General features: G+C 71.5%; 13 protein-coding genes. 4 read left to right on the top strand and 9 right to left on the bottom strand.

Going from position 1 to position 12,034, the window contains the following annotated elements:
• Positions 1-1,017, bottom strand: a 1,017-nt coding sequence (locus VFN12_RS07940; RefSeq protein ID WP_325118100.1) for an aldose epimerase family protein, incomplete at its 3' end; no start/stop codon positions are given.
• A 59-nt stretch (positions 1,018-1,076) separates the two neighbouring features.
• Between VFN12_RS07940 and VFN12_RS07945 the strand changes: the two genes are divergently transcribed.
• Positions 1,077-1,685, top strand: coding sequence for a class I SAM-dependent methyltransferase (locus tag VFN12_RS07945; RefSeq protein WP_325118101.1), 609 nt, complete (start codon positions 1,077-1,079; stop codon positions 1,683-1,685).
• A gap of 128 nt (positions 1,686-1,813) precedes the next feature.
• On the opposite strand, the gene VFN12_RS07950 is transcribed toward VFN12_RS07945, so the two are convergent.
• Positions 1,814-2,035, bottom strand: a complete 222-nt coding sequence (locus tag VFN12_RS07950; protein ID WP_325118102.1) for a hypothetical protein — start codon at positions 2,033-2,035, stop codon at positions 1,814-1,816.
• Between the two features lie 12 nt (positions 2,036-2,047).
• A complete protein-coding gene (gene mca, locus VFN12_RS07955; RefSeq protein WP_325118103.1) occupies positions 2,048-2,971 on the bottom strand; it encodes a mycothiol conjugate amidase Mca in 924 nt (307 codons plus the stop codon).
• 29 nt (positions 2,972-3,000) lie between these two features.
• Here mca and VFN12_RS07960 point away from each other — a divergent pair, with 29 nt between their 5' ends.
• A complete protein-coding gene (locus tag VFN12_RS07960; protein WP_325118104.1) occupies positions 3,001-3,417 on the top strand; it encodes a DUF4307 domain-containing protein in 417 nt (138 codons plus the stop codon).
• A gap of 164 nt (positions 3,418-3,581) precedes the next feature.
• Positions 3,582-4,085 carry a transcription elongation factor GreA gene (gene greA, locus VFN12_RS07965; protein ID WP_325118105.1) on the top strand — a complete coding sequence of 168 codons (504 nt, stop codon included), beginning with the start codon at positions 3,582-3,584 and terminating at the stop codon, positions 4,083-4,085.
• Between the two features lie 27 nt (positions 4,086-4,112).
• On the opposite strand, the gene ilvA is transcribed toward greA, so the two are convergent.
• From ilvA to VFN12_RS07985, 4 genes are read right to left on the bottom strand one after another with little or no spacing between them, the layout of a single operon-like run.
• Entirely contained in the window at positions 4,113-5,327 is a 1,215-nt protein-coding gene (ilvA, locus tag VFN12_RS07970; protein WP_325118107.1) for a threonine ammonia-lyase, read from the bottom strand.
• Positions 5,320-6,600, bottom strand: a complete 1,281-nt coding sequence (locus VFN12_RS07975) for an AI-2E family transporter (RefSeq protein ID WP_325118108.1) — start codon at positions 6,598-6,600, stop codon at positions 5,320-5,322. Before VFN12_RS07975 ends, ilvA begins: the two co-directional genes overlap by 8 nt.
• 9 nt (positions 6,601-6,609) lie before the next feature.
• Positions 6,610-8,028 (bottom strand): glutamate mutase L, encoded by a 1,419-nt coding sequence (locus tag VFN12_RS07980; RefSeq protein ID WP_325118109.1) that lies wholly within the window; start codon positions 8,026-8,028, stop codon positions 6,610-6,612.
• Positions 8,028-9,188, bottom strand: coding sequence for a cystathionine gamma-synthase (locus VFN12_RS07985; RefSeq protein ID WP_325118110.1), 1,161 nt, complete (start codon positions 9,186-9,188; stop codon positions 8,028-8,030). Before VFN12_RS07985 ends, VFN12_RS07980 begins: the two co-directional genes overlap by 1 nt.
• A gap of 40 nt (positions 9,189-9,228) precedes the next feature.
• Here VFN12_RS07985 and msrA point away from each other — a divergent pair, with 40 nt between their 5' ends.
• The gene (gene msrA / locus VFN12_RS07990; protein ID WP_325118111.1) at positions 9,229-9,873 is read left to right on the top strand and encodes a peptide-methionine (S)-S-oxide reductase MsrA; all 645 of its coding nucleotides are present in this window, start codon (positions 9,229-9,231) and stop codon (positions 9,871-9,873) included.
• A 164-nt stretch (positions 9,874-10,037) separates the two neighbouring features.
• Here the strand turns inward: msrA and VFN12_RS07995 are convergent, their stop codons facing one another.
• Together VFN12_RS07995 and VFN12_RS08000 are read right to left on the bottom strand one after the other, a co-directional pair.
• On the bottom strand, positions 10,038-10,769 hold the full coding sequence (locus tag VFN12_RS07995) for a response regulator transcription factor (RefSeq protein ID WP_325118112.1): 732 nt from the start codon (positions 10,767-10,769) through the stop codon (positions 10,038-10,040).
• Between the two features lie 613 nt (positions 10,770-11,382).
• Positions 11,383-12,034 (bottom strand): methyltransferase domain-containing protein (locus VFN12_RS08000; protein WP_325118113.1); only part of this gene is annotated, 652 nt, incomplete at its 5' end.

Here is a 12,034-nt window from a genome sequence, read left to right on the forward strand (position 1 = left end):
GTACTCGATCGTGGCGCGGTAGCGATCGCCGGGCTCGAGCACGGCCGAGGGCCACTCCGGATGGTGGGGCGAGTCGGGGAAGAGCTGGGGCTCCAGGGCGATGCCGTCGCCCTGCCGGTAGAGCCCCCCGCTGGTCGAGGGCGCGCCGCCGTCGAGGAAGTTGCCCGTGTAGACCTGCAGCCCGGGCTGGTCGGTGCGCACCTCGATCCGGGTCGCGGTCCTCGGCGACTCGAGGACCGCCGCGGTCCTCAGCCCGCGACCGCGGATCACGAAGTTGTGGTCGACGCCCCGGGCCGCCTCGACCTGCGGGTGGCTCCGGCGTACGGCGGAACCGATCACGGTCGGCGACCGGAAGTCGAAGGGGGTCCCGTCGACGGGTGCGTGACCGCCGCTGGGGATGCCGGTCTCGTCGACCGGGGTGTAGTCGTCGGCGTGGACCGTGAGCGTGTGGTGGTCGACCGATCCGGCGTCCTCGCCGTCGAGGTTGAAGTAGGCGTGGTTCGTGAGGTTGACCAGGGTCGGCAGGTCGGTCGTCGCCGCCAGGTCCACCGCGATCGACGCGCCCTCGACGCGGAACTGCACGTCCGCCGTCACGGTGCCGGGGAACCCCATGTCCCCGTCCGGGCTGACCAGACGCAGGCGCGCCTGATCGGGGCCGACGTCGAGGAGGTCCCACAAGCGGCGGTCGAACCCGTCGGGTCCACCGTGCAGCGAGTTGCCCCGGTCGTGCGTCCGCACCTGGACGTCGCGGTCACCGAGACGAAACCGGCCACCGGCGATGCGGTTGGCGTAGCGACCGATGGTCCCGCCCAGGTAGTGGCTGGACGCGAGGCGCTCGGCGACCGTCCGGTGGCCCAGCACCACGTTGCGTCGACGACCGTCGCCACCGGTGACCTCGAGCCGATCGAGCGTGGCGCCGAGGGTGAGCAGGTGGACGACGACACCGGGCTCCGACCCCAGGACGACTCGGTGCACCGGCCGCCCGTCCGGCAGCCGGCCGTGCTCTGTGACGTCCACACGGCGAACGCTAGCGCCGACCCTGCCCACGGGCTCGGTCGGTTTGCTTGAATCTCGGTGTGGACGCCAATGCGTGGGACGAGCGGTACGCCGCGAGCGAGCTGGTCTGGTCGGTCGGGCCGAACCAGTTCGTCGAGGCCGAGTGCGCCGACCTGCCACCCGGTCGTGCGCTGGACCTCGCCGCCGGCGAGGGGCGCAACGCGATCTGGCTGGCGAGGCGCGGGTGGGAGGTCACGGCCGCGGACTTCTCGCAGGTGGCGCTCGACAAGGGCCGCACCCTGGCCGGCGACGTCGACGTCGCATGGGTCTGCGCCGACGCCACGGCCTGGTCCGAGACCGGCGCCTACGACCTGGTGGTGATCGCCTATCTCCAGCTGCCGGCGGCGGAGCGGCGCGAGGCGGTGCGCCGCGGGTTCGCGGCCCTGCGGCCCGGCGGGACGTTCCTGCTGGTGGGTCACGACACCAGCAACCTCGCCGAGGGCACCGGCGGGCCCCAGGACCCACGAGTCCTGATGACCGCCGAGGACGTGCTCGCCGACCTGGCGGGCGAGGAGGTGGAGGTCGTCCGCGCCGAGCGGGTGGCGCGGTTCGTCACCGTCGCCGACGAGCACGGGGCCGAGGCGGAGCGGACGGCGTACGACTGCCTGGTGCGGCTACGACGCCCCTGAGGTGACCCCACGCGTCGCACCAGTCACACCGCTCAGCCGATCCATGCACTTCCAAGGCATTGCAACGGCTGAGAAGTGTCGGATTCCCCGGTGGGCCGGGGAAACCGACGCGCCCCGCCCGCGCGCGCTCAGCGGTCGTCGGACGGTTCGTCGGGCTCGTCGAAGACCCCGGCGTCCTTGGCCGCCTGCGCCTTGCGCAGCTGCTTGACCAGGCTGAACCCGAGGAGGGCGACGGCCGCGGCGAGCAGCAGGAACACGACCAGAGCCGTCCAGCCCGCGGTGACGTCCTCGGGCTCGGGCGGCTGGTCGGCGAGGAGCGTCAGCGGCACGATGAGGTCGGGGAACGCCATGCCGCCATCTTCTCAGGAGGGTCCGGGACCCTCCGGACGGGGGATGCCGGCGAAGAGGTCGTCCTCCGGGATCGGGGACTCGACGTGGCTGACCACGAGCTCGAAGTCCTCGGTGGGCCACACCGCGGCCTGGATCTCGTGCGGGACGGCGAACCACGCCCCGTCCGGGTCGATCTGGGTCGCGTGCGCCATCAGCGCCTGGTCGCGGACGCCGAAGAAGTCCGCGCACGGCACCTTCGTGGTGATCCTGGCGTCCCACTCCGGCTCGGGCTGCCACTTCTCGAGCCGCTCGGCGTAGGGGGACTCGAGCCCGTGGCGCAGCATCTCGTCGTGCAGCGCCTGGGTGCGGGGACGGTTGAATCCGTGGTGGTAGTACAGCTTCAGCGGCTGCCACGGGTCGCCCATCCCGGGGTAGCGGTCCGGGTCCCCGGCCGCCTCGAACGCCGCCACCGACACCTGGTGGCACATGACGTGGTCGGGGTGGGGGTAGCCACCCCGCTCGTCGTACGTCGTGACGACGTGGGGCCGGAAGCTGCGCATCAGGCGCACCAGCGGGGCAGCCGCCTCCTCCACCGGCACGGTGGCGAAGCACCCCTCCGGGAGCGGCGGCTTGGGGTCGCCCTCCGGCCACCCCGAGTCGACGAAGCCCAGCCAGTCCTGGGTGACGCCGAGGATGTCGCGCGCGCGCTCCATCTCCTGGCGCCGGACCTCGGTGATGTTGGCCAGGATGTCGGGACGTTCCATCTTCGGGTTGAGGATCGACCCACGCTCGCCCCCGGTGCAGGTGACGACGTGGACGTCGACTCCCTCGGCGACGTACATCGCCGTGGAGGCAGCGCCCTTGCTGGACTCGTCGTCGGGGTGCGCGTGGACGTGCATCAGGCGATAGCCAGCACGCGGGCGATCGGCGGCGCTTGCGCGGGGGTGCTGCGGCATGGCGCGAGTCTAGGAGGAAAGATGGAGTGGTGAGCCAGCAGGACGAACTGACCGAGAGGTACGGCGCCCCGTCGCCGGTCGCGCGTCGCGCCCTCGTCTCGGTGGTCGTGGTGGTCGCGGCGGCGTTCCTCGGCTGGCTGGCGTGGACGGCCCTCTTCCACGGGAACCCGGAGGTCTCGTCGGAGCTGGTCAGCTTCACCGTCGACGACGAGCACCAGGTGACCGCCCGCGTCGACGTGCGGCTCGGCGACGACGACGTCGTCGCCACCTGCCTGCTGCGCGCCATCGCCGAGGACCACACCGTGGTCGGCGAGCTCCACTTCGACGTGCGCGCGAGCGACCTGGCGGACGACAGCGTGCTCGAGCGCGAGATCCGCACCGAGCGCCGCGCGACCAGCGTCGATCCGGTCGGCTGCACGACCTCCGGCCAGCAGCGTCCTCGCTGAGCCTCGTCGATCTGCATCGGCGGGCCCGAGTTGTTAGGCTGGTCTGATACCCGGCCCGCCAGGCCGACCGGCCACTCCGGTCGTGAGCCGGCACCGAGCCACCGACCCCGACGAGTACATGGGTGCGACACGTCGTACCCATCACCTCACCCGCAGGAGAAGCAATGACGCAGTCGAGCGAGCAGAGCACGGTCTGGCTGACCCAGGACGCCTACGACAAGCTCCACGCCGAGCTCGAGGACCTCAAGGGTCCCCGCCGGCAGGAGATCATCGACAGGATCAGTTCCGCGCGCGACGAGGGCGACCTGAAGGAGAACGGCGCCTACCACGCCGCCAAGGACGAGCAGGGCAAGATCGAGGCCCGCATCCGTCAGCTCGAGAGCATGCTGCGCAGCGCCGAGGTCGGCGAGACCCCTCCGGACGACGGCATCGTCGAGCCCGGCATGGTCGTGACCTACAAGTTCGCGGGCGACACCGACGACGAGGCCGAGAAGTTCCTGCTCGGTGCCCGCGAGATCGAGCCCGAGGGGCTGACGGTCTACTCGCCGCAGTCGGCCATGGGCTCGGCGATCCTCGGTGCCCGCAAGGGCGACACGGTCAGCTACACCGCGCCCAACGGCAGCGAGCAGCAGGTCGAGATCCTCGACGCGGTGCCCTACAAGGCCTGAGCCACGACCCCGGTCGCGGGGGGCGGCTCACTCGAAGATGCGGTAGCCGCGCTCCCGCAGCCGGGTGAGGACCTGCTCGGCGTGTTGCTCGCCGCGTGTCTCCATCTGGATCCGCACCTCCACCTCGTCGAGGTGCAGCAGCGGGGAGATCCGCTCGTGGGTCACGTCGAGGACGTTGGCGCCGGCCTCCCCGACCTCGGACAGCAGCCTGGCCAGACCGCCGGGCAGGTCGGGGATGCACACCCGCAGGTAGAGGTACCGACCCGCCGCGGCGAGGCCGTGCCGGATCACCTTGCCGAGGAGCAGCGGGTCGATGTTGCCGCCCGACAGCACCGCGACCGACGGGGTGGAGTACGCCGTGGGGTCGTCGAGCAGTGCCGCGACGGCGGCCGCGCCGGCCGGCTCGACGATCATCTTCGCCCGTTCGACGAGCGCCAGCAGGGCTCGTGACAGGGACTCCTCGGAGACGGTGACGATGTCGTCGACGTACTCCCGGACGGCGGCGAAGGTGACCTCGCCCGGCAGTCCCACGGCGATGCCGTCGGCCATCGTCTTCATCGACTCCAGCCGGACCGGGGCACCGGACTCCAGCGAGGCGGGGTAGGCCGCGGCACCCTCGGCCTGCACCCCGATGACGCGCACGTCGGGCCGGGTCGCCTTGACCGCCACCGCGATTCCGGCCAGCAGCCCGCCACCGCCCGTGGGCACCAGCAGGGTCTGGACGTGCGGCGCCTGCTGGAGGATCTCGAGGCCGGCGGTCCCCTGTCCGGCCACGATGTCGACGTGGTCGAAGGGGTGGATCAGCACGGCGCCGGTGTCGCGTGCGAACGCCTCGGCAGCGGCCAGCGCGTGCTCGAGGTGTCCCTCCTCGAAGACCACGTCGGCGCCGTACGCGCGGGTGGCCTTCTCCTTGGGGATCGGCGCCCCCTCGGGCATGAACACGGTCGACTTGATCCCGAGCAGCTGGGCCGCCAGGGCAACGCCCTGGGCGTGGTTGCCCGCCGACGCGGCCACCACCCCGTTCGCCCGTTCGGCCTCGGAGAGCTGGGAGATCCGCACGTAGGCGCCGCGGATCTTGAACGACCCGGTCCGCTGGAGGTTCTCGCACTTGAGGGCGACCGGGCCGCCGGCGAGGGAGGACAACCACCGCGAGTCCTCCATCGGCGTCCGGATGGCGATCCCCTCGAGCAGCCGAGCCGCGGCCTCGATGTCGGCCAGCGTCACGCGCGGCGCCTCAGTCACTGGAGCGTCCTTCCGGCGGGATGGGTGGTGCGTCGGCATCCGCTTCTTCGATGTCCTCCGCGAGCGCCTCGTCCGGCTCGTCCTCCCCGACCTCGGTGTCCTCGGCGAGGTACTGGACGACGGCGTTGCCGGCCGCGGCCAGGGGTACGGCGACCAGGGCGCCGGCGATCCCGGCGACCAGCACGCCGCAGCCGATGGCCACGATCACGCCCAGGGGATGGACCCGGACGAAGCGCCCCATCAGGAACGGCTGCAGGACGTGACCCTCGATCTGCTGGACCCCGATCACGCCGGCCAGCATCAGCAGCGCGGAGATCGGTCCCTGGGCCACGAGCGCCACCAGGACCGCGACGGTCCCGGCGATCGTGGCACCGATCATGGGCACGAAGGCGCCGAGGAAGACGAGGACGCCGATCGCCAGCACGAAGGGGACGCCGAGGACGGCGGCGACGATCATGATGCCGATCGCGTCGACCGCGGCGACCAGCACGGTGGCCCGGACGAACTGGGTCAGCGACACCCAGGCCACCCGGCCGGAACCGTCGACGTGCTCGCGGGCGGCCCGGGGTGCGAGGCGCACCGTCCAGGCCCAGATGCGCTCGCCATCGGCGAGGAAGAAGAACGTGGAGAACAGCACGATGAAGAACCCGGCGACGACGTGCCCCACCGCCGTCCCGAACTCGGTGACCCGGCTGAGCGCCCCACCCTCGCGGGACTGTTCGGTGATCGCCTGCTGGGTGCTCTGGATGACGTCGTTGATCTGCGAGTCGCTGGCCTTGAGCGGACCGGTCTGGAGCCAGTTGCGGATCTGGTCGAGGCCCTGGACCACCTGGTCGGCGAGGTCGGCCGCGCCCTGGGCGACCTGCTGCCCCACGAAGGTCAGCAGCGCGGCGACGAACGCGATGCCGCCGATGACGACGCACGCCGCGGCCAGCCGGCGGGGCACCCCGATCGAGTGCAGGGCGACCACCACCGGGGTGACCAGGGCAGCGATCAGCAGGGCCACGATCAGCGGCAGCGTGATCACCGCGAAGAAGCCGACCACCCGCGCGATGAGATACCCGGCCGCGGCGATGACGAGGAACCGCCAGGCCCACGCCGCCGCCAGGTCGACCCCCCACGGCACCTGCGCGGGCGCGAGGTTCGACGGACCGGTCGGGATGGGGGCCGGCACCGGCTCGGGGCGGCGCTGCTCCGCGCGCACAGCTGCCCACTGCTCGGCGAACCGCCGGGTCAGCCGCTGGCGCTGGCGCTGACGCCCCTCGTTGCTCACGGCGACAGGCTATGTGAGACGAGTCACCAGCCGGTACGCCGCCTGCGGGTGTCGGTCGGCCAGCAGCCCGGCGGCGGCCAGGACGTAGTCGTGGTCCACCACCACCCGCGGGGCGCGGGGCAGCTGCCAGCCGCCGTCGACGTCGGCACCGGTGCTGCCGTCGAGGATCCGCGCGGCGGCCCCGGGCCTGCCGTTGCGGAAGACCCCGCCCGAGCCCACCAGCAGGTCCACCTCGCGCAGGTCCTTGCCCGACCGCTCGACCACCCGGCCCTCGGGACCGACCACGACCCGGGACCGGCCGGCGTGCCGGCGCAGCGCGATCCCGGCGGCGGCCGACGCGATGGCCTCGTCGATCCCGGCCTCGCCGTCGGTGTCGGGCAGGTAGTCGGGGTCGGCGCGCCTGTGCTCCGCGGCCTCGACCAGGTCTTCCCGTCCCGCCTCCGCCACCGTGGACGTCGCCGACCAGCGCATGCCGAGATCTCCCTCGACGGTCCGGGTCACCGGCGTCGTGGCGACGACCTCGCGGGCGAGCCCGCCCTCCCCGAGCGACCCCGTCTCGGGATCCAGCTCCACGACGCTGTGGACGTCGGTCGTCGCGCCGCCCACGTCGACGACCACGACGTCACCGGCGCCGGGGTGGTCGGCGTCGAGGCCGAGGGCGAGGAGCTCGACGGCGGTGAGGACCAGGTCGGGGGTGGCCCCACGCACCAGCCGCGCGAAGTCGGCCCGCGCGCTCAGGTGCTTGCCGCCGATCACGTGGGCCAGGAACATCTCCCGGATCGCAGCCCGCGCCGACTCGGGTGCGAGCACCCCGATCCGGGGCACCACGTTGTCGGCCAGCACGTGCGGGATCGAGCCGAGGATCCCGGCCACGTCGTCGCGGGCGTCGGCGTTGCCGGCCACGACGACCGGGCCGCTCCACCCGCTGTCGACCAGTGCCCGGGCCGCCCGACGGATCGGCTCGGCGTTGCCGCCGTCGGTGCCGCCGGTCAGCAGGACCACGTCGGGACGGGCCGTGTCGTTGAGGACGCCCCATGGGTCGTCCTCGGGCACGCGACCCGACACCGCGATCACCTGGACGACCTTGCCGCCGCTGGAGAGGGCGACCCGACGCCCGGCCTCGGCGGTCACCAGCTCCTCGTTGCCGACCACCGCTATCCGCAGTCCCCCGCCGGCGCTGGAGCAGGCGAGCACCTCGGCATCCGCCGCCCGGGGGTCCTGCTCGACGAGGGCGGCGACGCAGGCGTCGTACCCGTCGAGGACGTCGCCCCCCTGGTCAGGCACCGGGATCGTGGTCGGGTGGGAGGCCGCGGCCACGATCCGGCCCTCGGCCAGGTCGACCAGCGCGGCCTTGGTGAAGGTGGAGCCGAAGTCGACGCAGATCGTGCAGCCGGCGGCCGGCTCAGCCCTCGCGGCGGAGCCGCCCATCAGCCCAGGGCACGGTCGAGATCGGCGATCAGGTCGTCGGCGGTCTCGATCCCGACGCTGAGCCGGACCAGGTCGGCGGGGACCTCCAGGTCAGTGCCGGCCACACTCGCGTGGGTCATCCGGCCCGGGTGCTCGATCAGCGACTCCACGCCACCGAGCGACTCTCCCAGCGTGAACACCTCGGACCGCTCGCACACCGCCAGCGCCTGCTCCTCCCCGCCTGCGCAGCGGAACGACACCATGCCGCCGAAGCGCTTCATCTGCCGGGCGGCCACGTCGTGGCCGGGGTGGTCGGGGAGCCCGGGGTAGATCACCTCGGAGACCTTCGGGTGGTCGGAGAGGAAGGCCACGATCCGCTCGGCGTTGTCGCAGTGCCGGTCCATCCGGACGCCGAGGGTCTTCAGGCCGCGCAGCACCAGCCAGGAGTCGAACGGTCCGGCCACCGCGCCCATGGCGTTCTGGTGGAAGGTCAGCTGTTCGGCCAGGTCGTGGTCGCGGACGACCAGTGCCCCGCCGACGACGTCGGAGTGGCCGCCGCAGTACTTCGTCGTCGAGTGGACGACCACGTCGGCGCCCAGGGCCAGGGGCTGCTGCAGGTACGGCGACGCGAAGGTGTTGTCGACCACCAGCAGCGCCCCGGCGTCGTGGGCGACCCCGGCCAGCGCCTCGATGTCGCCGATGTTCAGCAGCGGGTTGGTCGGCGTCTCGATCCAGACCAGCCGGGTCGTGCCGGGACGGATCGCGGCGCGGACGGCGTCGACGTCGGAGACCGGCGCCGGGCTGTGCTCGAGACCCCAGACCTTCTCGACCTTGTCGAAGAGCCGGAAGGTGCCGCCGTAGGCGTCGTCGGGGATCACCGCGTGGTCGCCCGGGCGGCAGGTGGACCGGACGAGCGTGTCCTCGGCGGCCAGCCCGGAGGCGAACGCGAAGCCACGCTCGCCCTCCTCCAGCGCCGCGATGTTGCCCTCGAGGGCGGTGCGGGTCGGGTTGGCCGAGCGGCTGTACTCGTAGCCTCCGCGCAGTCCGCCGACGCCGTCCTGCTTGTAGGTCGAGGTCGCGTAGATCGGGGGGATGACCGCACCGGTCATCGGGTCGGGCTCGTAGCCCGCGTGGATGGCCCGCGTCTCGAAGCCGGACTTGTTGGCGTGTTTCTGGCTCACGGCTCCGACCCTACTTGGCACGGTTTGCGACGATGGGTCCATGTTCGGACGTCACAAGACCACCCTCCCGACGGCCGACGAGGCGCTGCCCGGCCGTGCGGAGTCACCTTTCGTCCTGGCCGACCGTCACGTCGTGCTGGACGCGCCGGTGCGCACCGACGAGGTGCCCGAGGGGTTCGAGGTGGCGATCTTCGGGCTGGGCTGCTTCTGGGGCGCCGAGGAGGTCTACTGGCAGCTGCCGGGCGTGTGGTCCACGTCGGTCGGGTACGCCGGCGGAGCGACGCCCCACCCGTCGTACGACGAGGTCTGCTCGGGACGCACCGGGCACACCGAGGCGACCCGGATCGTCTTCGACCCGTCCGTCGTCTCCTACGCCGACCTGGTGAAGCGGTTCTTCGAGATCCACGACCCCACCCAGGGCATGCGCCAGGGCAACGACGTCGGCACCCAGTACCGCTCGGCGATCTACTTCACGACGCCCGAGCAGGAGGAGACCGCGCGCGAGCTGACCGAGATCTACGGCGCGGAGCTGAAGCGGCGCCGGCTCGGCGAGATCACCACCGAGATCAAGCCGGCGCCGACGTACTACTACGCCGAGGACGTGCACCAGCAGTACCTGGCGAAGAACCCCTACGGCTACCGCTGCCACGCCAACACCGGCGTGAGGTTCCCCGAGACCAGCTGAGGCGCCACCGCTCCGTGGGCGTCGGGCCGCGTCGCGCGCAGCGGCGGCATGACCGGGCGCATCACGGACGTCTCCTTCTCTTCCACGCAGACCACGACGCGGCCGTTCGGGCGATGACGATCAATCCGGGTCGGAAGCCCCGGTGCGGGCACCCGCAACTTCGGTCAGGCGGACCCTTCGGATGGGAACCCGGGCCATCGCTCGCGGATCGCGTACATCACGGCATCCAACCGCGAGTGAAGGCGCAACTTCTCCAACGTGTTGCGGACATGGTTCTTCACCGTGTTCTCACTGATGAACAGCTGCTTGCCGATCTCACGGCTGTTCAGCCCCTGCGCCACCAAGCGCAACACATCGAGCTCACGTGGGCTCAGCTCCGGTATCGGCGCCGCCCGTCGATCTGCGAGCGCGACCTGCTTGAACTCGTTGAGCAGCTTGGTCGCCATGCTCGGGGAGATCAGCTCGCGGCCTTCGGCGACGAGTCGGACCGCGCTGGCCACCTCATCGATGGAGGAGTCCTTGAGCAGGTAGCCGGAGGCGCCGCTCTTGACTGCCTCGAGCACGTCGGCCTCCTCGTCGCTGGCCGTGAGCATGATGATGCGCGAGCTGGGGGCTGCGTCCTTGATGGTCTGGCAGGTCTCGATGCCGGACCGGTTGGGCATCCGCACGTCCATCAGCACCACATCGGGCGCCGTGGCTGCAACCAGACCGGCCGCGGCGCTGCCGTTCCCGGCTGTGCCGATGACGGCGATGTCGTCCTCGAGCTCGAGCAGCATCCCCAGGCCACCGAGGAACAGCTCGTTGTCGTCAACGATCACGACCCGAATGGCGTCAGGGCCTTCGATCGGGCGCTGGGGACCGGACCGATGCGAAAGGTAGGTCGCGTTGACTGCCATGCTCGTCACCTGACTCGTCGCGGTTGGATGGGGGCCGGGACAGGGCAGGGTCTTGACGATGCCGAGGCGCTTCTCACTGTACGCCAGGGGCGTGCACCGGGTCGGCAACGGTCAGGATGGGCACGGGTTGGCGCCATCAGGTTGCCTCGGAGCGCCAAGCCATTCGGGGTGCACCCCGGGTCCGGCCGGTCTGGTGGCGTGAGGTTTGCCGAGACCAGCTGAGGGACGAACGGCGCGGTTATCGCCGGAGCGAACCGCCCAACTGGCCCAGAGCCAGCGGGACGGCCCCATCCCGAACCGCTCGGGCCGGGATGGACATCCGACTCATCCCCCCGCAATGCGTCGGACATCACCACGTGGCAACTTAGCCCCTGCAGACCCAGCAGGAGATTCCTGACCGCCACCGGTTCGGTCCAGTCCAGCAAGTCTCCACGTCACGCTCGACGCTGACCGGGACGAACAGTCGGTCCCGACCTCGGCAGATCCACACGCTTCGGCCAGCGGGCGGCACCTCCGATCACTACGCACGCAAGTACCAGCAGTACCTGGCGAAGAACCCATACGGCTACCGCTGCCACACCAGCACCGGCGTGAGGTGCCTGCTCGGGTCCGCTCAGGACACCTTGGTGGGACGGGCGGCTTCCTGACGGCGTCTGCGTTGCCGCCGACTCATCGACGGGCGGGGCACGGAGTCCAGCCCTCCTACGTGGTTGGCATAGCGGACCAGCGCCTCGCCCATCGCCCGCGCCCGGAGGGAGCGGCGTACCGGCTTGCGGAAGACACCGACTGCATCGCCCCAGTACGAGCACTGGCCGTCGATGGCCGAATAGTCCAGCGCTTTCGAGCCCTCCCTGCGCGGCGGCAGGTCGACGAACATCTCCAGCAGCTCCATGTGGGCGAAGGCGGCCAGCGCCCGCAGGGAGTCGGGGTAGTACCGCCAGCAGTCGTAGGTGCCGTGGCGGTGGCCGCGTGACGGGGCGATCAGGAAGACGAACCCGCCCGGCTTGACGACCCGGCTGATCTCCAGGAAGGAGGCCCAGGGGAAGGGGATGTGCTCGAAGGCCTGGGCGGTCATCACCACGTCCATGCTGTTGGACTTCACCGGGATGCGGTACGGCTTCGACATCACGATGTCGACGTTGGGACCTGCCACGACGTCGGCGCCGAGGTACTCGCAGTCGTAGCCGTCCAGCAGCGTTCGGTGTGTCGCGTGTCCCGCCACGACCTGTCTGGCGCCGAGGTCGAGGACCCGGTAGTGCCGGTCG

This window comes from Nocardioides sp. (assembly GCF_035703625.1).
In the GTDB taxonomy this organism is placed as follows: Bacteria; Actinomycetota; Actinomycetes; order Propionibacteriales; family Nocardioidaceae; genus Nocardioides.